Below are 20,845 nucleotides of genomic sequence, written 5' to 3'. Positions count from 1 at the left end.
ACCCTAATTTTTTGCGTTTAATTATTCAATTAATCTGTTACTCCGGCTTGAATATAGGGTAATAATTCGCCTTCTAATACATCCTTCAATTCATTTATTTTTTCTTGCACTTGATGCAATTGGAGTTGTTGCGTAATAATTGCTTGCCCGAATGGAACAGTAATTAATGAAAAAGAGTTTATGGCTGCAGTCAACTTTTGCTGCACTTTATTATCTAGGGAAATATTAGATTGATTAACCCATTTGTTTAAACCTATTCCATCTTCCAGGTAATCGCCAAAATAGGCATTTTGTACACTGCGCATATTGTTTGTGAAATCTACAATCGAATTCTGACTAAATTGAGATTCCTCAAGATTAGGGTTTTGTGCGGCCAAGGGTTCTTCAATTTTTCCACCCGATACTTCCTCACAAATGCCAATCATGCTATTTACAAGTTCTTCCAAAGCAGCCCGTTTTGTGGCGTAATTGCTTCCTGTCTGTCCGGCCGAAGTGTAATTCACTAAGTAATTTCCACTTTCATTTGGATCCCAGGATTTTCGAATTTTTGTGCTTAAGCGTTTAATGTAATCTCCCAAGGCTAGTAGGTATTCTTTTTCGCGATTTGTAAATTCGCTTGCTGATTTGATTCCGTTCACACCAAATAATAAATATTCCATCGGATGAAATCCTTTTAAGGTGGTTTGCGTACTATCTAAAAAGCCACTTGTAAAAACCTGATTGCTTGCCAATAAAGTATCCAAATCATCTTTGTTAACAGGCCAATCATCAATTCCAGGATCCATGTCTTCGGTGGCAACCGGACCAAATAAAAATGCCTCATTCTTTTCCCATACTGCACGGGTATCTTTCCATAGCTGTTTGCACGAAGCTAAGTCTGTGTTTGAGTTTGTGACATTAAAAGTTTGCACCTGCACAAACAACAAATTAGCTTTTGCTTCCAGATCTGTATAAGTGGCAAAAGCAACTTTATGTGCAAAATCATGAATCACTTCAGCTGGCTCCACAGAAACAACGGCTTCATTACCGGAGTTTTTTTTGCAGGAATGAAAAGCGAAAATAATAGCTATGGCGGCTATTAAAGTGGTGGATAATTGGGGTTTCATTAATCGGTAATTGATAAGGTTAAAAGTGTATTTTCTTTATCTATTTTTATTTTTTTTAAGTGCTTGTCAGCAGGACCTACTTTTACTATACCATCCAAATCAAACTGACTGCCATGCGTGTTACATACGATTTTAGAACCGGTATAATTTACAGGATTGTTTTGATGGCTGCATTGCAGGTATATTGCGCGATAATTCTCATCAGTTCGTAAAATTAAGATATCATGTTCCAGCGCTTTGGTTCGGACAATTAAGGCGTTGCTTTCGGGCTCAAATTGCGATATATCAACTTTTATTTGGCCATTTTCAGGCGCAGCTGAAAGTACTTTTGTGGAACTACAAGATTCAAGTCCAAGCAAGGAAAGTCCGGCTCCTGCAGCAAGGCATGCAAAACAACTTTGGTGTAAAAAATCTCTTCTTTTCATGGGGGTGACAGAGATAGGTTAAAAACTATATCCGATGCCTAAATTAAAAAAACTTCTATTCTTTAAGTAAGGTGGTGCAACCGGACTTGGATTAATTGTTAATGCTGGGTTGGGTGTACCGGTGCTTTGGTATTCAAAATCAGCCTTTACAATTACACCGGGTATTGGAAGAAAGGAGAGTCCTGCAAACAAATAACTCTCTTTGTATTGGTCATTTTTTATACCGTTTTCAGGAATACTTGTATTCAAATCAATGCTTTCGTAACGGGCAAACAGGTTAAGTTTTTTCTCTTTATATTTTGTTGTCTCCAAAAGGTTATATCCAGCTTCTGCATAGTAGCCCATCATCGAAGAGGCTACATTTTTTGCATAGGCCACATTTAAAGCTTCCGCATCAGGAATTTGAATTGCTGCAAACAAGGCTAAAGCATAGAATCCCGATTTTCTGTATTGTATATTTGCTTCTTCTAATGAAACCGGTGTACCAAAGGTTCCTGAATTTAAACGCAAGCTATCTGCATCGCGCTCGCTAAGGCCCACAGATCCTCCATAATAGCCCGAAACTTGAATTCTAAAATCACCCACATAATAAAGTAAAGCTGCTGTCACGGCAAGATTCCTTGAAGTAGCACCACTACCTTCAAATCTACCGCCTCTAATTCCTCTGCCACCTTCAAAACCTTCAGAATTTAATCCATTCATGATAGCTGCCGAATAATTTAGTCCGCTTACTTTTGGAATCGTTCCATACACCCCAACACCCAATTCTCTCCACGTTGAGGGAATTAGTTTTCGCTCCAAGCGCGGACGAACTACAGTATTAAATGTGGTAGGTAAATGATTTTCATTTATGATTCCTATTCTTGGAATAATTAAACCAGCGGATAAATAATTGTTGCGATTTAAATTAAACTTCACAAAAACCTGCTCTAATGCAATTTCACCTCCTGGCGCACCACCTTCAACTTTTGCATCTTCAATCTCCGTTTCTGTAAAAAGCGAAATCCGATTGTTAAACTTATGTCCAATAAAAATAACATTTCGTGTTAAGTTTATCGATGCCGTTTTTCCATCAATATCATTTCGGTAGGCGGCTTCTCCATAACCCCCGATTACGGTGGTTAAATTCTTGGCAACCAATCCTGCATTTAAGGAATCCTCTTTTGTTAATACCTGAGCCGATACTTGTAAGCTATATGTAAAACAAAGTATTACGGTTAATTTTTGTGCGATTTTTTTCATTTGATTAGGTTCTATTTTTATTTAGACTAAATATAAATAACGACACAAATGTAAATCGTTTTTATGTTATGGCAATACCTAAAAGTGGGTATATGGTTAATTTTTTGTGAAAACTGATGAGAATCAGGAATTCAAAAATCAGGAATTTAGAGGATGGTTTCTTCCGGCCCAAGCAATAAAATTGTCTCTTTGCTCAGGGCTTAAATTGTTTAGTTTTTTAATGGAGTATTTCTGGTAGTAAATGTCTTTTCCGGGCTTTAGATTTATCTCTTTAAACTTTTTATTTTCAATAACCGTGAGTTTAATGTGTTCCTGTGCATAAAAATTGGCCCAAGTATCCAAATTATCAAAAATTTCAATACCGTTAATAGCCACAATTTTTTCGTTTAAAGAAACACCCGCCTTATCAGCAATCGAATTTGGGAAAATAGAAGAAACTCGGCTCAAAATGCCGTCTTCCACCACTTTGAAACCTAATTTTGCTTCATGAAATTTTTTGGATGCTTGCACCTCTAACACCAATCCCAAATAATCAAGAGATTCGCGAATCGTAGCCTCAAAAGATTGAGTTCCATAAACAAAAGCAGCAAAGAAATCCTTCCAACTATTGCCAGTAATGCCTTCTATTACCGCCATGTAGTCATTCTCAGAATAGCCAATTTTTTTCTTTCCAAAATCGGTATACAGCGTGCGCATTACATCATCCAAAGATTTTTTGTTTTCAGTTTGTCTGCGTATCAAAATATCGGTCATGAATGCTATTAAACAGCCTTCAGTATAAATAGAAACTTTGCGATTAGGAACACCGGGGTTATATCCATCTAACCAGGTATCAAAAGACGAATCGGCAACCGATAAATTAAAGCGCCCAAAATTGTCGAAATGCTTTTGCAACTGCTCATCAAAGGTTTTAAAGTAATCACTATCCGAAAATACTCCCGAACGGTACAATAAAAAGTCTCCATAATAGGTCGTAACTCCTTCAGCCACAAAGCCTAATCTGCTATAGTTTTCGCGCGAATAATCATAGGGCATCATTTCTATCGGTCGAATCGATTTGATGTTCCAAGTATGAAACAACTCATGTGAACTGATGCCTAAAAACTCGTCGTACCAATCTTTATTCACAAATTCGTTGGAAGGACCAAGAACAATTGCAGTGGAGGTAAGGTGTTCAACCCCATGATGATACGCATAAGGGGTAAGTTGAAAAAGGAAATGATATTCCTGTACCGGAAATTCCTTCATCATCACAAAATGTTCATTAATGAAGATAAAGAAATCACAAATAATTTTTGGCCAATTGGGTTTACATTCACCTTGAATCCAAATATTAAATTCAATACCGTCTAACACAAACTGATTGTGTTGCAAAGTATCGCTAGCTATCAGCGGACTATCAGCAAGTTCATGAAAATCGGAAGCAGTCAAAATTACTTGACGCGGGTTTTTATCGTCTTTCTTCATTCCCGTTGCAACGCGATAGTTTTCAGGGAGTTTAAGTTCCACCGTGCAAGCTTCTTCCATGCGTTCTTTCACATAGAGTAAGCAATTAACCGGATTTATATAAAGTTGATGCTCATCTAAATAGGTTGATCCGGCATTTAATTCGGCTGCGTAATAATTGTATTTTATTTGTACATTTTTAGCACCTTTACAGTGTACCTTCCAACTGTCTTTTGTAAGCTTTTGATGAATTAAAGGTTGGCCTTTTTCATCGTAGGCAGCCCATTTCTGAATGTTTTTGGCAAAATTTCCCAGTTCATACCTGCCCGGGCGCCATGCCGGTAAATGCACTACAATACTTTCACCGGATATACTATCTATAGTAAAATCAATGTTTACATAGTGGTGATTGGAGTTCTCGAAATAAATGAGGTAGTGCATTGTTTTTTCCGGCTAGAAAAGATAAATAAAATCCAAATTTTATCGATTAAAAAGCCAAATTTAACAAAGAATTCCTAAAAGCAATTGCATTTTATACTTTTTTCCAATGTTTTGAACAAAAATGACCTAAAATTCTAAGTTATTTGAAATAAATCAATTGAAGCTTCATTTCAGTTGCTTTATCTTTTTTTTCTATTTATTCCGATTGACGGCTTTAATTTTTACTATTTTCGCAGTCCGTTTAAACGTGATTTTTATAAAATAAATCTCAAGCAATTTTTAGTGTATGATGTATGATTTGATTGTAATCGGAAGTGGGCCAGGCGGATATGTTGCTGCCATTAGAGCATCTCAGTTGGGTTTAAAAACTGCGATTGTGGAACGCGACGAATTGGGTGGAATTTGTTTAAACTGGGGATGTATCCCAACTAAGGCTTTATTAAAGAGCGCACAAGTTTTCGAATACCTCAATCACGCGGCCGATTACGGTATTAAAGTGAATGGGGGTGAAGCTGATTTTGGAGCCGTTGTAAAGCGAAGCCGCGATGTGGCAGATGGCATGAGCAAAGGGATTCAATTTTTAATGAAGAAAAATAAAATTGATGTTATCCAAGGTTTCGGGAAATTAAAAGCCGGTAAAAAAGTAGAAGTGAAAGATAAAGAAGGAAAACTTACTACTTATGATGCTTCAAATATCATTTTAGCTTTAGGTGCACGTTCCCGTCAATTGCCAAATTTAACGCAGGATGGTAAAAAAATCATAGGTTACCGCGAAGCCATGACTTTGCCTTCATTGCCTAAATCAATGGTAGTTGTAGGATCTGGAGCTATCGGTTCCGAATTTGCTTATTTTTATTCCACCATGGGATGTAAAGTAACCTTAGTTGAATTTCTTCCCAATATTGTTCCCTTAGAAGACGAGGAAGTTTCGAAACAATTGGGCCGTTCTTTTAAGAAAATGGGCATTGATGTAATGGTTGATTCTAGCGTTGAATCGGTAGATACATCAGGTAATGGCTGTGTGGTGACCATTAAAACGAAGAAGGGCGAAGAAAAGGTAAATTGTGATATTGTACTTTCAGCTGTTGGAATTCAAGCAAATCTCGAAAATGTTGGACTAGAAGAAGTTGGCGTAGCGGTGGATAAAGGAAAGATTTTAACCAATGCTTACTATCAAACCAATATTCCCGGTGTGCATGCTATTGGCGATTGTGTGGGCGGACAAGCATTAGCGCATGTTGCAAGTGCCGAAGGAATTATTTGTGTCGAAAAAATGGCAGGTCACAGTCCGGAACCACTGGATTATAACAATATTCCCGGATGTACTTATTGCTCGCCGGAAGTTGCCTCAGTTGGGTATACTGAAGCGAAAGCAAAAGAGGCCGGATATGAAATTAAAGTGGGTAAGTTTCCATTTTCAGCATCCGGAAAAGCAAGTGCTGCCGGAGCGAAGGATGGTTTTGTGAAATTAATTTTTGATGCTAAATACGGGGAACTTTTAGGAGCCCACATGATTGGATACAACGTTACTGAACTGATTGCTGAAATTGTGACCGCGCGGAAATTAGAAACCACCGGGCACGAACTCATAAAATCGGTTCATCCACATCCTACCATGAGCGAAGCAGTTATGGAGGCTGCTGCCGCTGCATATGGTGAGGTGATTCACATATAGTCGTTTATTAATTAATAGTGAATCAAAAAAGGGTTGCTGTGTTGCCACAGCAGCCCTTTATTTTTTGCTTTATCTAAAGTGATAATGCTTTGGTTAAAAGTTGGGATTCGCAATTATTAGAGTCATTACATTCATTTTCATTAAATCCCATCTCAATAAATCATAATAATCCTAGAAGATCAGCGTTCTATAATTCAAAATACGCTTCAAAATGTAATTTTTTAAACACATTAGGCACATAGTTCACATAGGTTTCAACCAAATAATTTATTTTTCACGTCTTATAATTTAAGCCCAAATGGTATTAAAATTACCTGATCACACTTAGTTTTTTACTCACCAAAATTGTTTCATCTGCACTTAAATTACAAGAGTACACTCCAGGCGGATACCTCGTTGTAGAAATAGTAAGCCTTGCATCATTTCCATTAAGTTGAAAGGAATCCATCAATTTTCCTTCAACATTGTAAACAGTTAAGTGTACATTTTTCTTCAAACCCATATAATGAAAACTGGTGTAAGCATCTGCAGGATTGGGATATATATGTAAGTAGGTTTCCTTTTTCTTTTCGACGATGCTTAAAGGATTATACAAGTAACCATCCGAATCAAGCTTTACAATATAACTTCTGCGTGAATTATCCGGCATTAATATTTGCCCGCAAGCCAATATGCCACTATCGGCAGTTGCAATAATATCATAAAATTCAGTTTTGTGTAAAGTGTCAGCTCTAAACTCTTTGTACCAAAGGCTATCTCCATTATCGTTAAAGCAATATAAAAAGGCTTTACCTTCGGGTGGGGTAGTGAGACTACCGGTTATTTTCGGAAAACCACAAATAACTACATTGCCATTTTTAAGTTCAGCATAAGAATTAATGTAGCTATAAAAATAGCTTAACCCATTTATTTTTTTATTCCAAATTATACTTCCAATAGAGTCAATTTTAGATAAAAAAAAATTTCGGATTCCTGTATTACTATAACCTAGTATAATCAAATCATTTCCTAGCCCTTTCATAATCCTAGGCCTTCCTCTAGCTGAGTCTACGTTAAATTTGTATGATGAAAGAGTGTCCGCGTTCGAATTAATTTTCAAAACTCGAAACTGAGCATTAAAAGGAAAATTGGCTGAATAAGCCGATAGAATATGATATACACCATTTTTTTTGAAAAGCTTTTCAGTTTCAAATTCTATAAATGAAGGATAATAATTGGATGCATGGAATACATTCATTAGCGCTCCTGAACTATCCACCGCCAAAAAACTAGCTTCGTTATTAACTAAAAAAATGCTACCATCTATATTAATAGACATTCCGTTTCTATCCTCAGTGCCTGGTAAAAGATTATTCGAGTAGTAATTTTCCCAAATTAGATTGCCCATTGTATCAAATTTATTAATCCAATACATGGATGCATTATTTTGAGCTGTATCATCATTTATACCCATAACATAATAACTATCAATTGATTTTCTTACCAGTTTAATTTCCGGATGATAGTTTACTTGAAATGATTTATACCATAATGTATCGCCATATCCATTAAGATGTATTAATCCAAAGGAATAATTTTGGCTAGAAGATCCCCTCTTTTTACCAATTGCAACTATATACCCTCCTTGCCCATCTTCGGTGGCACTTAATGCTATTTCTTCTATGTTGGAATAATGAATGCTTTTTTCGAATGTAATTTGTGCTTTTGCGCAAAATGAGGCAAAAGCAATTAAGATAAAAATTGCTTTTTTCATTTAGCTAGTTGTTTAAAATAATTATTTTTTTGCTTGTAACTTTGCCGCAATTCTGCATGCGGCAGAGGTAAAATCCTGTTAACAATTCACCCAAATAAAAATATCTTTTTGATTTAGATACATCGGAATTCAAGACCAATTTGCCTTCAATATCAAATACTTGAACACTTGCATTATTAATTTCAGCATCCGCTGAAAAATGGACAGATAATTTGGAACTAGTATTATCAAAATAAAGATAAATCGAATTGTCATCGGCAATGCCTGAATTTTGTTGACGATGATATTGCGAAGGGATGCGGAAGGTGTCGCTTAAGGTGCTGTAATTAAACCACATAAATCCTGTAATGCTCTGGTTTAAAAACTTAATTGTGTCATATGTTCCAAGTGCCCCATACTCCTGATTATTGTCAAACTCTTCATCGGCTGTAATCGCTTGTCCAAGTTGAGTAATATAAAGTGCTTCAAAATCATACATAAGTGTATCGTTTTGCAAAGCACTTCCGAAAAAATTCTCACTCCATTTTAAGGTGTCCGGTGGTGAATCTAAATCGAGTTTTACCACATCAAAGCATTGCTTAAACTCACCTTTTTGTGCAGCCGAAAAAAGGGGCATTATGTGATGCTCACTATCTGCATTAATATCATTTGGGAATTCTGAAAGATGGGTATGAATATTACCAGTTTTATTAACCATTTTAGGGTAAACAATATTAGCTGGATTGCCTCGCCTATAATCACTCGCAAGTACCCGATTAAAAGCTCTTGAAATCCATTCAGATTGTTGAGTTGCAGAAAGCATTTGCAAAGCACTTAAGTCACCTGGTCCACTTGGCAATGGATCTCCAAAAACAATCCCAGTTGCAGGATCCAACCTAAACTCCAACTCCATTTTAACCTGATTACACATTTGACTATATACAAAAAGCATGGCTTGAGAAACTTGAAAGAAATTATTCCATGATGCTTTTCTTTTAGACATTCCCGGAGGAGGGCTGGATAAAGAAAAAGTAGTTGAATCCCAATATTCAAACTCCAAGCTCATATAATCAAATAAATATTTTGATAAGTCGGGTACTGTACTTGTATTGCTACTTCGCCAAGTGCACCCCACACAGCCATTGGCAATGGTGCTATCGCGCACCCAATAGCTGTATTGCAACACACGCATAGTTTGTTTAAGCATTTCCGATAATTCAAAAGTGCTATAACAGCCATAATCTTCACAACTAAGTGTTGGATTTATTAAACTGTCGGGGGGAGAAGTTGCTGTGTATATACTATTCGCAGGGTTGTTTTTTGCAAGTATAGAGCAGGTGGTATCCCACGGCAAAGTTGGGCTTTCCATAAAAAAGGGAGAAGTAATAAAAGTTCCATAAGTGTTATGAGTTTCTAAAAATTCCTTGTTGGTAATCACAATACCCACATCAATTCCATTGTCATGCATCACTTGCAAAAAGCGTTTGGTTGCACTAAAATAGGTCATATTGCCAACAATTGGATCACCCGATGAATTAACACTTTTACCCAATGAATATACTGCGATGTAATTAATAAAATTTTCGTTACAGTATTTTATTAGTTTAGAAAGTTTGGGAGTTAGTTTTGGGTCTAATGAATCATAACTATCAGCATTCGCATGTAGTTCAATTATTAGTTCATTTCCACAACTCACATACATTCCTCTTAAATATCCCGCAGGTGGTGCAGTAGGAATTGATGCGAATAGATTATTAAGAGACAGCATGAATAATACAAAAAGAGGGTAAACTAACTTGGGCTTAAAACGCGCATGAAAATTAATGTAATTCCACGAAACCCTTATGGTTGTAGGGGGGGGTAAACAGTCACATTTGGATTATGCTCCAAAAATGGGATAGCGAATTGTGTTTTCATTGGATTGAAATTAATATTTAGTAGAGCGAATATACCTTTTTGTGGAGAAAAAATGAAATTTAATCGAAATATTAATTCACACGCTAAGGTTACTTTTAAAATTCATTTGTTGCCGACTGCATAAAGTCATTTTTTAAGCTACCACCGCACCCCTCCACCACCTTTGTGAAACGATGGGCAAGCTGTAGCCTTACTGTGTTTTCTTTTCTTTTTTTTCTTTTTATAATGATGCACACTTTTTTTATGATGCTTACTCTTTTTCCGTTTGGGACTCGCGTCCAAATCTGCGGGTAGCAAAAAGAAGGCAATAAAAATAAAAGTAAATAAGCTCCTTAATTTCCGCATGAATGCTGTGTTGTTACTAGTGAGAAAAAGATGGGCAATCGCAGTTTTTTGTTGTTTTGTGATGTTTCACTTTGCTTTTGGATGCACGGCAGGAGCTTAGCATAAGCATTGCAGCCATGCAAAAGAAGAAGAAATAGTTAAGGTGTAGCTGCTTCATTTTAAGATTGCACTAAATTAATCAATTAAAACCCAAATCATTTTAAAGGGTTAAAATTCCAGATTTTTTTAAGGAATTAATCCTTACTTTTATCTCCCACAAAATTACTATATGACTTGGCTTACTTCGCTTGGAAGGTACTATATGCTGATGGTTCGGACGTTCAGCAAGCCTGAAAAATTTTCGATATATCGCAAACAAATAACAAAAGAAATTGAGAGCCTCGGAATTGGATCCTTGGGTATTGTTGCTATTATTTCGATGTTTATGGGAGCCGTAATTACCATACAATCGGCCTTTGGTTTCGAAAGCCCGTGGATTCCATTATACGCTGTTGGGGTGGCTTCACGCGACAGCATAGTGCTCGAGTTTTCACCCACTATTGTAAGTTTAATTTTAGCCGGTAAGGTAGGTTCAAACATTGCTTCTGAGATAGGTACCATGCGGGTTACCGAACAAATTGATGCACTCGAAATTATGGGGATTAATCCTTCCGGATATTTAATCTTACCTAAAATTGTGGCAGCTGTATTTATTAATCCTTTTTTAATTATTATCAGCATGTTTTTAGCGCTCCTCGGCGGATATGTAGCCGGAATTTTCACACATGCGGTTACATCCTATGAATATATCTATGGCATACAGTATGATTTTCGTCCGTTTAATGTGACCTACGCCTTGGTAAAAACGGTAGTGTTTGCTTTTATCATTACCTCGGTAAGTGCTTATCACGGCTTTTACACCAATGGCGGTGCACTTGAAGTTGGAAGATCCAGCACCAAAGCGGTAGTTTATAGCAGCATTATTATTTTATTATTCAATGTGCTCATCACTCAATTGTTGCTGGCATGATCGAAGTTAAAAATCTCAGCAAAGAATTTTCGCACAAAAAAGTGCTCAAGAATATTTCCATTAAGTTTGAGAAGGGTAAAACCAATTTGATTATTGGTGAAAGTGGCTCCGGAAAAACCGTACTTATTAAAAGCATGGTGGGCTTATTTAAACCCGATGAGGGCGAAATTCTATACGATGGTAGAGAGTTTATTTCCATGAATTTTGGTGAAAAAAAAGTAGTGCGTCAGGAAATAGGAATGCTTTTTCAAGGTGGGGCTTTATTCGACTCTCAAACGGTAGAAGAAAATGTTATTTTTCCGCTTTCGATGTTTACAGATATGAGTGAATCCGAAAAAAGAGATCGAGCAAATTTTTGTTTGCAACGTGTAAACCTTATCAATGCAAATAAATTATTCCCTTCTGAAATTAGTGGTGGAATGAAAAAACGAGTAGCAATTGCCCGCGCCATTTCTATGAATCCGCAGTATCTGTTTTGTGATGAACCCAATTCAGGATTAGATCCACGTACTTCCATTTTAATAGATAATTTAATTAAGGAAATTACGGATGAGTTTGATATCACTACCATCGTAATTACCCACGACATGAATTCGGTAATGGAAATTGGTGACAATATTTCCTTTATCTACAAAGGCGAAAAATGGTGGGAAGGGAACAAACAAGAAATATTAAAAACGGAGAATAAAGAGCTCAATGACTTTGTGTATGCAAGTAAATTTATGAAGCGCATCAAAGCCGGTTTATAAAACCCAAATAAGCTTATTCCTTCTTCTCAGGCCTTGGCCCGCGCTTGTGAATGATTAAACCATTTAAAAATTTTCTCAAAATCTGATCCCCAAGCGGCTTGTAATTCGGGTGTTCTTCATTCCTAAAAAAGGCGCTCAATTCTGTTTTCGAAAGCTTAAAATCGGAATGTTTTAAAATTTCAATAATATCATCATCCTTTAATTGAAGGGCTACCCGTAGCTTTTTTAAAATATCGTTATTACTTATCATTGTAGTTTTTTATTGTTGATTTTGTAGCATGAAAGTGTGACATCAACTGTTTATCATTATGAAAGATATTGATTTTACACTACACTTAGCGCTTTTATAACTTATTTGAGATTCGATTTTTAGCTCGTAGAAAGAATTCTGAAACATAGTAATACGCAATAACCCCAATACCCAAACAAAAAAAGGCTAATGCATAACTTCGTAAGCCATCCTCAAAATAAAATTCGCCAATCATCCATGTGGAATTGGCACAGATCCAAAAGATGATAGCTGTATTGTGCAAAACTTCCGCTTTGTTTTTGCGGAATAAAAAGGTGATGTAAATGGCTAAAGCGATGGTTGGAACTACCATAATTATTCCCATCGTTTTTGAAAATGTACACCAGCATAAATCTTTCAAGAGCCAAAGCACAATATGAATGTTTTCGGCTGGTCGGAAGTTAATTGTGGAATTTTCCTGCATAGATTATTTTTATAATTCAAACCTACTGAATTTTAAGGATTCAAACCTAAAACTAACAAGCACTTTTTATAGGATGCTGAATCTGTTAGAAACAAAAAAAGGAGCAAATTTGAAATTGCTCCTTTTTAAAACTTATTTTATTTCTAGCAACACAAGTAGTGAAGCTTGTAAATTTATTTTCTTTTATAGGCTGGAATTTTTCCTTCCTTGATAAGCTGAATACTTTTGCTTTTGTGTTCTTCAAAATCACCAAAACAAATTGCATCCAACATTTCTTTGCGTGTCATTTTAGGATTTTCGAGTTTAATTTTAATCTCATCGCCACAGCGGTCCACAAATTTTTCGAAACGCTCCGGTGCCCAAATATAATTTTGTTTTGCCCAATCCGGATTAGTTCTATCTACCGAAAATTCTTCCGGTAAATCGCCTTGTATCTGACTCTTTACTTGCACACCTTCATAGCGTTTAGGCACCTGGCGGTTGTCGAAAATAAAGGGTCGACTAATTTTTATGGCGTGGGTTTTCTTTCGAACATCAATAATCGTAAAGCCATTCACGCGCATTCCTTTTTTTTGCAAGGGCGCATATTTAGTCTCGAATTTTTTTAAGATATCAAACATTTTTGGGAATTGAGGGGAGTCAAAGATATGTATATCAATTGAATAAAAAAAGATAATTGCAACAAATTATAGGAAAAACACTTAAATAATGTAAAAATCGGAATATATACGCTCAATTCAGCAAGAATGTTACATAATACTATCTATTGTTACACAATTTTGAGTTTTGCAAACTTTAATATCAAGAGCTTTTCACCAGCAGCTTCAAAATGTATGGTAGCCTTTTGATTAGGGAAGCTGCCTTCCATCTTTTTAACCACCCCTTTTCCAAAGCGACCATGTTCCACAAGCATTTCGGGCTGTAGGTTTCGGGTGTCATCACCCACTAATTCCTTGTTTTCATTGGTTTTAGCGAGGGAAGTATTCATACGCACCAAGTTTTTACGAGGTGGGATGCTCGGCGCAGCGAGCGTTTTTGGGGCAGCTTCTTTTGGTCGTGCCGGAAATTTTTTGGCAAATCCACCGCCGGAATATGCATTACGTTCTGAATCAAAAGTTGTATCAAAATTGCGGGAAGGGGCTTCATTGTAATCTAAATACTTGCTATCCACTTCCTCAATAAATCGGCTCGGTTCACAACTAATTAAATTGCCCCAACGGTAGCGACTGGTGGAGTAGGAGAGCGTAACTTTTTTTTCGGCGCGAGTAAGTGCCACATAAAACAATCGTCGCTCTTCCTCTAAATCGTCGCGTGAGCTCAATGAAAGTTGGGATGGAAATAAGTTTTCTTCTAATCCAACAATATGAACATACGGAAACTCAAGCCCTTTGGCACTGTGGATGGTCATGAGTGAAACTTTATTGGTATCGTCATTTTCACCCTCTTCGCTATCGGTAAGCAAGGCAATATCTTGCATGAATGCAGAAAGGCTCACATCCGGTTTTTCATCTGTTACTAATTCAGCAGCCAATTCACGGTCGGTAAATTCTTTCATCCCATTCAATAATTCCTGAATGTTTTCATGACGGGCAACACCTTCAGGACTTTTATCGGTATATAATTCACGCATCAAACCCGAAGAAGTTGCAATGTGGTTACCCAATTCGTATGCATTTTGAGTGTTTAATTGCACTTCAAAACTCTTAATCATCATCATAAAATCGCTCAACTTATTAAAAGTAGCCGGAGCTATTCCAAGTTGGAAACCATTTGGGTCCTCAATTATTTTCCAAATGCTGGTATTGTTTTCAGATGCGGCAACCGTAAGCTTTTCTAAGGTTGAATTTCCTATTCCGCGCGCCGGGTAATTGATAATTCGTTTTAAGGCTTCTTCATCGTTATGATTAATGGTTAAACGGAAGTAGGCCAGCACATCTTTAACTTCCTTGCGTTTATAAAAGCTCAATCCACCAAAAATACGATAGGGAATTCCCATTTTTCTTAAGGCTTCCTCCATGGCTCTACTTTGCGCATTGGTGCGATAAAGAATTGCAAATTCATGATTGTGCGCTTGGTTGTTCATTTTGGTTTCGAAAATGCTTTGTGCTACAGCATTTCCTTCCTCATTATCGGTATAGGTTTTAATTACCTTAATCTTTTCACCTACATCATTACTGGTCCAAACATTTTTTTGAAGTTGGTCTTTGTTATTGCTGATAACACTATTGCTCGCATTTACAATTACTTGAGTAGAACGGTAATTTTGCTCAAGTTTATAAACCTGCAGATCGGGATAGTCTTTTTTAAAGTTTAAGATGTTTTGAATGTTTGCTCCTCGGAAAGCGTAAATAGATTGTGCATCATCGCCCACCACGCATATATTTTCGGAAGCAGCTGCCAATTTTTTCACAATCACATATTGCGAAAAATTGGTATCCTGGTACTCATCCACGAGGATGTATTTAAATTTATGCTGGTATTTATTTAAGACTTCCGGAAAATCTCGCAAGAGCACGTTGGTATTGAAGAGCAAATCATCAAAATCCATGGCACCGGAGTTAAAACATCGCTTTTGATACAGTTCGTACACTAGGCCCAGCTTGGGTTTGGCTGCCATGCGATCTTCTTCCAGTATTTCGGCATTTTGTTTATAGGCCTGCCAGCTGATGAGGCTATTTTTAGCCGATGAAATGCGGTTGTATACTACTCCCGGCTTGTATATTTTTTCATCGAGCCCTTGTTCTTTTAGGATGGCTTTAATAACGCTCTTAGTATCGTCGGTATCGTAAATTGTAAAATTGCTGGGATAACCGATTTTAGCTGCTTCGATGCGTAGAATTTTTGCAAAAACACTGTGAAAAGTACCCATCCAAAGGTTTCGTGCCTCACTACCCCCTACAATTTTTTCGATACGTTCTTTCATTTCACGTGCAGCCTTATTGGTAAAGGTGAGCGACAAAATGTTAAAGGCATCTACCCCACTTTTTAGGAGATGGGCTATACGAAATGTAAGTACTCTGGTTTTTCCGGATCCTGCTCCGGCAACAATCATCAATGGCCCTTTGGTGTGCACAACTGCTTCCCGTTGCACCCCATTTAATTGTTCTAAATAATTCTCCACCACACAAATAATTTTGATTTCAAAAATAACATAAATTCAAGGAAAGTAATGCTAAACCACAAGAAGATTTTACCGGATGCAGAAAATTAAATTGCTGCTTCTTTTTTAATTTGTGCTTCTAAATAAAAAGTGCCGAATGGAATAAGCGATGCGACAAAAGCAAAAACCACTTTCTTAAATTTCCAACTATATTGAGTCCACACTTTTAAGAGGAGCAAGCAATACAAAATGAATAAAATTCCATGCGCCCAGCCCATGTATTTCATCACCACTAAATTGCCGGATAGGTATTTTAACGGCATGGCTATACCCAGTAAAAGCAGATAAGAAATACCTTCAATAAAGGCTATGAGACGAAATTTTTCGAGATTAGTTGCGATATTATAATTGAGCATAGGATTGTTTTTCACAAAAGTATCAAACTAGCTCACACAGTAGCAGAAAATGAACAATGATTTTAGGATGAGCCGGTATATTAAAGCACCTTACGCTTCTGATGCTTTAATAATAAATAAGAAATAGTTTTTTTTAAAGAAATTATTTTACATTTGCTTTGATAAATATTTGCGCTACATCTACAACATTAACATAACTATGAAAAGAAACCTTATTTCATTTGGTAACCTAATCGCTGCGGCAAGCATAGCTGCAGTGCTGTTTGTTGCATCCTGTAAAGAGAAAGAAAAGAATTTTGAAACACCCTGCACTCCGCCGGCAGCCCCAATTGCGAGCAATAACAGTCCGGTTGCAGTTGGCGCAACAATTAACCTTACAGCTGAAAGTGTTTCAGGTGGTTCTTATATCTGGACTGGTCCAAATGGATTTTCATCAAATGAACAAAACCCTTCTTTTTCATTTACAAATGCGAAGCAAGCTGGGGAATACTTAGTTACAGTTACTGTTGATGGCTGTACTAGCGATGCCTATCATACTTATGTAAGTTCTTGTATTGCTGCACCGGTAGTTGGAATCAGCACGACGACTGCAGTGGTAGGGGATACTGTTTCCTTAACTTCATCATTTAATCCAACAGCAACTTATAGTTGGACAGGCCCAAATGGCTATGTGTCTGCTGAACAAAATCCAACCATATTTGGAGTTACTTCTTTATCAACCGGTACTTACACCTTGGTTATGACTTTACCCAATGGAACAGGTGGAGGATGTACCACGCCTGATAGTTCAGTAACATTAGTTGTTGCCCCTCAAAAGCCACTTTTAAATGGAACCGGAGTAGGATCTATAAATGGAGCAGTTTCATCTCCAAGTTCAACCTTTGTTGATACAGTTAATGGAACATTAAATTTGAGTGCAGGAACAATTGCAGGAGCAACTTACCAATGGTCAGGTCCAAATGGATTTACTAGTTCAAATCAAAATGTGGCTATTTCAAATCTAACTAAAGCTGCAGAAGGAACTTATTATGTGCATGCAATTTTAAGCGGCATTGCAGGAGATTCAACGAGCAGAAAAGTAATTGTAAAATATGCTTACAATCCTTGCGGTGCCGATACTGCAGTTGTGAATGGTACCGATACCATTAAAATTGTACAAATTGGTGGATATTGCTGGACAAAAACAGATGTTCGAAAATCGGCAGCGGTAAATGTTTGGAGCTATGCTGAAGTAATGGCCAATACTGTAGTTGATTCTCAAAGTGTTTGCCCATTAAATTGGCATTTGGCTTCGGATGCGGAATTCACCAATTTATCCAATATCGCCCTAAATGATGCGAATGCAATAAAATCGCCAATTCAAGCGTCGGGAGCAGGGTCTGGTGGAACAAACACAACCGGTTTCTCAGCAAAATTGGGTATTAACGTTTCTACGGCTTTTGCAACTACATCGGCTTCTACTTCTACCTCTTCCACAACAGTAAAGGTTGGATCCACAGCGCAATTAAGTGTGGGAATGGTAATCGCTGCTTCTAATGCAACTACAGGAGTTCAATATTTAGCGCCCGGAACAACTATTACTGCTATAACCAATGCAACTACTTTTACCATTTCAACACCTCCGGTTGTTACTATGCCTTTGGCCGCTAAAGTTACAGAGCAAAAGCTAAATGCATTTTACTGGTCTTCAACCAAACAAAGTTCAAACAGTTTATGGATTCGTCAATTGAATAATATTGATAACGCTATATACCGTACCACTCAAGATAACAGTGGAGGTAAAGCCTATTACGTGCGCTGTGTAAGAGATTAATCTTAGTCGACTATGAAAAAGAAAAAGGGGCCGAACAGCCCCTTTTTTTATGCTCGTAATGGAATTATAGAGTTATAAATTGGCATTGATTTATTTAGCCAACTCAGCCCAAATCATATCTTTTAATTTAGTTAATCCCAATTGGGTATGTGCCGAAATAAAAACGTGTGGAATTGGGGGTAAATCCTTTTTAATTTCAGCGATTAGCTCATCGTCCAATAAATCGCATTTTGAAATGGCGAGCATGCGGCTTTTATCAAGTAGTTCAGGATTATAGAGTTTCAATTCATTTAATAAAATTTCGTATTCTTTGCGAATATCGTTGCTATCGGCAGGTACCATGAACAACAAAATGGAATTGCGTTCGATGTGTCGCAAAAAGCGAATCCCCAAGCCTTTTCCTTCGTGCGCACCTTCAATGATTCCCGGAATATCGGCCATTACAAAAGACTTATAATCGCGGTAAGGCACAATTCCTAAATTTGGAACCAGCGTGGTAAAAGGATAATTTGCAATTTCGGGTTTGGCGGCAGAAACCTTGCTCAATAATGTTGATTTACCTGCATTTGGGAAGCCGACTAAACCAACATCGGCAAGAACTTTAAGTTCTAAAATTTTCCATACTTCTTTGCCATCTTCGCCGGGTTGCGCATAGCGTGGTGTTTGAAAGGTTGGAGATTTAAAATTATCGTTTCCCATGCCTCCACGACCGCCTTCCAAAATAATTTTTGTTTCACCGTCTTCCGTAATTTCAAACATCACTTCTCCAGTTTCTGCGTCTTTTGCAATGGTTCCGATGGGTACATCCAAAATTTCATCCTTTCCATTTGCACCGGTTTTATTGGAACTGCCACCATCTTCGCCCGGAGGAGCGATAACATGCTTACGGTATTTTAAGTGTATGAGTGTCCAAAGTTGCTTGTTTCCCCGCAAAATTATATGGCCACCACGACCACCATCCCCACCATCGGGGCCCCCTTTTGCATTAGATTTATCGCGGTGCAAGTGAGTGGAACCTTTACCTCCTTTACCGGAGCGGCAGCAAATTTTAACGTAATCAACAAAATTGGAATCAGACATGTTTTTTTTGAACAGCCATAAAGGCTTTCGGATATTGAGTAAAGCGAGTATTCGCAAATATTCAGCTAGGAATTAATTACCAATCTTTTCACAAAGAGCAGTAAAAATAGCTTCTACACTGCCGGTTCCATTTATGGAAATAAATTTGCCTTGAGCTGAATAGTATTCTTTTAAGGGAGCTGTTTTGGTATTGTATTCAACAATTCTTTTACGCACAATTTCTTCATTTTGGTCATCCGCTCTTCCCGAATCGATGCCTCTTTTAAGCAATCGACGTGTAAGTTCTTCATCTTCCACTTCAAGTGCCAGCATCATGGAAATGGCAGTACTTTTTTCACTTAATAATTTGTCTAAGGCTTGCGCTTGTGCAGTAGTGCGGGGGAATCCGTCAAAAATAAATCCTTTAGCTTGCTTGTTGGCATCTAATTTTGAGGAAATCATTCCAATTACCACTTCGTCCGGAACCAATAATCCCTGATCCATTAATTTTTTTGCTTCCATTCCTAGGGCTGTAGCATTCGCAATTTCAGCACGCAAAATATCACCGGTTGAAAGGTGAACAAGTTGGTATTTATCAATGAGTTTGGTGGATTGAGTTCCTTTTCCTGCTCCCGGAGGGCCAAATAATACGATGTTTAACATATACCAAATGCTTATTTATTCAACAATTTTGTAAATATCAGTAAGGTTTCTACCCAGCCCATCATAATCTAACCCATAACCCAATAAAAATACTTTTGGAACTTCAAAACCAACATAGTCGAGGTGCACGCGTTTAATGTAGGCTGCCGGTTTAAAAAGTAAGGTGGCAATTTTTATTTCAGCCGGCTCATGCTCCATAAGTTGCGCCATCATTTCGTTGATGGTAATTCCTGTATCCACAATATCTTCTAATACTACCACCGTGCGGCCTTTAATGTTTTCGCTTAAGCCAATCAATTTTTTTACGCTCTCTGTGCTTTGCGTTCCTTCATAGCTCGCTAATTTAACAAAGGAAATTTCGCATTCGATGTTTAGCTTTTTAAACAAATCGGCAGCAAATAAAAATGAACCGTTTAGTACAGCAAGAAATAATGGCTTTTTATCTTTGAAATCGAGGTTCATTTTACTTGCCATATCAGCAATTGTTTGCTGAATTTTAGCTTCTTCAATATAAACTTCAAAAGATTTGTCGTGAACCTTGACCTGCGCCATAAAAATAAATTGAGGCTCAAAAGTAAAGAATTAAATGCAGACCATTAAAATTAAAAATAGGGCCTAAACTTCTTGAGGTACAAAGCTGCCTTTAAATTTGAAAAAAACAGTTTCACCCGAATAGAAACTTAGATCAGCAATTATCCTATTATCCTCTGCGAATTTCAATGCTAAATTTGCATCCAAAAGAGGATTTTCGTTGGGGTTAACAATGGCCGTAAACTTTATATTATCGGCTTTTCGTAATTGAAGCGAACAATTTTGAATGGATTCAATAATTTCCATTGTCATTTGCGTTAAGCAAACACCCGGAACGATTGGATTACCTGGAAAGTGGCCTTCAAAAATGGCATGCGATGGATTAATTCGCACTCTTAATTTAAACGAAAAATTTTCAAGGGGTTGAATTTGTTCTATGAGGTAAAATTCTCCAAGTAGCATT

The 20,845-nt window shown here is 37.2% G+C and carries 19 protein-coding genes; 4 read left to right on the top strand and 15 right to left on the bottom strand.

The window, feature by feature from the left end; translation table 11 throughout:
• Window positions 1-29: 29 nt before the first annotated feature.
• The 4 genes from IPP32_16245 to IPP32_16230 form a co-directional block, all read right to left on the bottom strand.
• Window positions 30-1,106, bottom strand: coding sequence for a hypothetical protein (locus IPP32_16245; protein ID MBL0049637.1), 1,077 nt, complete (start codon window positions 1,104-1,106; stop codon window positions 30-32).
• Window positions 1,106-1,531 (bottom strand): Rieske (2Fe-2S) protein, encoded by a 426-nt coding sequence (locus IPP32_16240; GenBank protein MBL0049636.1) that lies wholly within the window; start codon window positions 1,529-1,531, stop codon window positions 1,106-1,108. The genes IPP32_16245 and IPP32_16240 overlap by 1 nt, the downstream gene beginning before the upstream one ends.
• Before the next feature lie 18 nt (window positions 1,532-1,549).
• Window positions 1,550-2,773 (bottom strand): hypothetical protein, encoded by a 1,224-nt coding sequence (locus IPP32_16235; GenBank protein ID MBL0049635.1) that lies wholly within the window; start codon window positions 2,771-2,773, stop codon window positions 1,550-1,552.
• A gap of 138 nt (window positions 2,774-2,911) precedes the next feature.
• The gene (locus IPP32_16230) at window positions 2,912-4,660 is read right to left on the bottom strand and encodes a M61 family metallopeptidase (GenBank protein ID MBL0049634.1); all 1,749 of its coding nucleotides are present in this window, start codon (window positions 4,658-4,660) and stop codon (window positions 2,912-2,914) included.
• A 286-nt stretch (window positions 4,661-4,946) separates the two neighbouring features.
• Here IPP32_16230 and lpdA point away from each other — a divergent pair, with 286 nt between their 5' ends.
• A complete protein-coding gene (lpdA, locus tag IPP32_16225) occupies window positions 4,947-6,335 on the top strand; it encodes a dihydrolipoyl dehydrogenase (protein ID MBL0049633.1) in 1,389 nt (462 codons plus the stop codon).
• Window positions 6,336-6,645: 310 nt separating this feature from the next.
• On the opposite strand, the gene IPP32_16220 is transcribed toward lpdA, so the two are convergent.
• Both IPP32_16220 and IPP32_16215 read right to left on the bottom strand, forming a co-directional pair.
• Entirely contained in the window at window positions 6,646-8,088 is a 1,443-nt protein-coding gene (locus tag IPP32_16220; GenBank protein ID MBL0049632.1) for a T9SS type A sorting domain-containing protein, read from the bottom strand.
• Window positions 8,089-8,092: 4 nt separating this feature from the next.
• Window positions 8,093-9,835, bottom strand: coding sequence for a T9SS type A sorting domain-containing protein (locus tag IPP32_16215; GenBank protein ID MBL0049631.1), 1,743 nt, complete (start codon window positions 9,833-9,835; stop codon window positions 8,093-8,095).
• 762 nt (window positions 9,836-10,597) lie between these two features.
• Here IPP32_16215 and IPP32_16210 point away from each other — a divergent pair.
• Both IPP32_16210 and IPP32_16205 read left to right on the top strand, forming a co-directional pair.
• Complete coding sequence (locus tag IPP32_16210; protein MBL0049630.1) at window positions 10,598-11,338, top strand: ABC transporter permease; 741 nt, start codon at window positions 10,598-10,600, stop codon at window positions 11,336-11,338.
• Window positions 11,335-12,087 (top strand): ATP-binding cassette domain-containing protein, encoded by a 753-nt coding sequence (locus IPP32_16205; protein MBL0049629.1) that lies wholly within the window; start codon window positions 11,335-11,337, stop codon window positions 12,085-12,087. The genes IPP32_16210 and IPP32_16205 overlap by 4 nt, the downstream gene beginning before the upstream one ends.
• Window positions 12,088-12,100: 13 nt before the next feature.
• Here the strand turns inward: IPP32_16205 and IPP32_16200 are convergent, their stop codons facing one another.
• From IPP32_16200 to IPP32_16180, 5 genes are all read right to left on the bottom strand, one after another.
• Window positions 12,101-12,334 (bottom strand): DUF1456 family protein, encoded by a 234-nt coding sequence (locus tag IPP32_16200; protein ID MBL0049628.1) that lies wholly within the window; start codon window positions 12,332-12,334, stop codon window positions 12,101-12,103.
• A gap of 97 nt (window positions 12,335-12,431) precedes the next feature.
• A complete protein-coding gene (locus IPP32_16195) occupies window positions 12,432-12,800 on the bottom strand; it encodes a hypothetical protein (protein ID MBL0049627.1) in 369 nt (122 codons plus the stop codon).
• Between the two features lie 173 nt (window positions 12,801-12,973).
• Complete coding sequence (locus IPP32_16190) at window positions 12,974-13,420, bottom strand: hypothetical protein (protein ID MBL0049626.1); 447 nt, start codon at window positions 13,418-13,420, stop codon at window positions 12,974-12,976.
• Between the two features lie 149 nt (window positions 13,421-13,569).
• A complete protein-coding gene (locus IPP32_16185) occupies window positions 13,570-15,924 on the bottom strand; it encodes a UvrD-helicase domain-containing protein (protein MBL0049625.1) in 2,355 nt (784 codons plus the stop codon).
• An 83-nt stretch (window positions 15,925-16,007) separates the two neighbouring features.
• Complete coding sequence (locus IPP32_16180; GenBank protein MBL0049624.1) at window positions 16,008-16,316, bottom strand: DUF3817 domain-containing protein; 309 nt, start codon at window positions 16,314-16,316, stop codon at window positions 16,008-16,010.
• Window positions 16,317-16,515: 199 nt separating this feature from the next.
• On the opposite strand from IPP32_16180, the gene IPP32_16175 reads away from it, so the two are divergent.
• Window positions 16,516-18,129, top strand: coding sequence for a hypothetical protein (locus IPP32_16175; protein ID MBL0049623.1), 1,614 nt, complete (start codon window positions 16,516-16,518; stop codon window positions 18,127-18,129).
• A gap of 90 nt (window positions 18,130-18,219) precedes the next feature.
• Here IPP32_16175 and obgE read toward each other — a convergent pair whose 3' ends face one another.
• The 4 genes from obgE to IPP32_16155 all read right to left on the bottom strand — a co-directional run bounded on the left by obgE (window position 18,220) and on the right by IPP32_16155 (window position 20,844).
• Window positions 18,220-19,209, bottom strand: coding sequence for a GTPase ObgE (gene obgE / locus IPP32_16170; protein ID MBL0049622.1), 990 nt, complete (start codon window positions 19,207-19,209; stop codon window positions 18,220-18,222).
• Between the two features lie 72 nt (window positions 19,210-19,281).
• Window positions 19,282-19,851, bottom strand: coding sequence for an adenylate kinase (locus IPP32_16165; protein ID MBL0049621.1), 570 nt, complete (start codon window positions 19,849-19,851; stop codon window positions 19,282-19,284).
• A gap of 15 nt (window positions 19,852-19,866) precedes the next feature.
• Window positions 19,867-20,403 (bottom strand): hypoxanthine phosphoribosyltransferase, encoded by a 537-nt coding sequence (gene hpt / locus IPP32_16160; protein ID MBL0049620.1) that lies wholly within the window; start codon window positions 20,401-20,403, stop codon window positions 19,867-19,869.
• A gap of 63 nt (window positions 20,404-20,466) precedes the next feature.
• Window positions 20,467-20,844 (bottom strand): hypothetical protein, encoded by a 378-nt coding sequence (locus IPP32_16155; GenBank protein MBL0049619.1) that lies wholly within the window; start codon window positions 20,842-20,844, stop codon window positions 20,467-20,469.
• Window position 20,845 lies beyond the last annotated feature (1 nt).

It is taken from the genome of Bacteroidota bacterium (genome assembly GCA_016721765.1).
Classification (GTDB): domain Bacteria; phylum Bacteroidota; class Bacteroidia; order UBA4408; family UBA4408; genus UBA4408.
The sequence above is the reverse complement of the archived record's forward strand: the minus strand, read 5'-3'. Positions and strand labels throughout refer to the sequence as shown.

Coding starts and splice junctions, on each gene's coding strand:
- lpdA (MBL0049633.1), top strand. CDS start 4,947: ATGATGTATGATTTGATTGTAATCGGAAGTGGGCCAGGCGGATATGTT.
- IPP32_16165 (MBL0049621.1), bottom strand. CDS start 19,851: ATGTTAAACATCGTATTATTTGGCCCTCCGGGAGCAGGAAAAGGAACT.
- IPP32_16210 (MBL0049630.1), top strand. CDS start 10,598: ATGACTTGGCTTACTTCGCTTGGAAGGTACTATATGCTGATGGTTCGG.
- IPP32_16180 (MBL0049624.1), bottom strand. CDS start 16,316: ATGCTCAATTATAATATCGCAACTAATCTCGAAAAATTTCGTCTCATA.
- IPP32_16175 (MBL0049623.1), top strand. CDS start 16,516: ATGAAAAGAAACCTTATTTCATTTGGTAACCTAATCGCTGCGGCAAGC.
- IPP32_16240 (MBL0049636.1), bottom strand. CDS start 1,531: ATGAAAAGAAGAGATTTTTTACACCAAAGTTGTTTTGCATGCCTTGCT.
- IPP32_16155 (MBL0049619.1), bottom strand. CDS start 20,844: ATGCTACTTGGAGAATTTTACCTCATAGAACAAATTCAACCCCTTGAA.
- hpt (MBL0049620.1), bottom strand. CDS start 20,403: ATGGCGCAGGTCAAGGTTCACGACAAATCTTTTGAAGTTTATATTGAA.
- IPP32_16205 (MBL0049629.1), top strand. CDS start 11,335: ATGATCGAAGTTAAAAATCTCAGCAAAGAATTTTCGCACAAAAAAGTG.
- IPP32_16235 (MBL0049635.1), bottom strand. CDS start 2,773: ATGAAAAAAATCGCACAAAAATTAACCGTAATACTTTGTTTTACATAT.
- IPP32_16195 (MBL0049627.1), bottom strand. CDS start 12,800: ATGCAGGAAAATTCCACAATTAACTTCCGACCAGCCGAAAACATTCAT.
- IPP32_16190 (MBL0049626.1), bottom strand. CDS start 13,420: ATGTTTGATATCTTAAAAAAATTCGAGACTAAATATGCGCCCTTGCAA.
- IPP32_16230 (MBL0049634.1), bottom strand. CDS start 4,660: ATGCACTACCTCATTTATTTCGAGAACTCCAATCACCACTATGTAAAC.
- obgE (MBL0049622.1), bottom strand. CDS start 19,209: ATGTCTGATTCCAATTTTGTTGATTACGTTAAAATTTGCTGCCGCTCC.
- IPP32_16215 (MBL0049631.1), bottom strand. CDS start 9,835: ATGCTGTCTCTTAATAATCTATTCGCATCAATTCCTACTGCACCACCT.
- IPP32_16245 (MBL0049637.1), bottom strand. CDS start 1,106: ATGAAACCCCAATTATCCACCACTTTAATAGCCGCCATAGCTATTATT.
- IPP32_16220 (MBL0049632.1), bottom strand. CDS start 8,088: ATGAAAAAAGCAATTTTTATCTTAATTGCTTTTGCCTCATTTTGCGCA.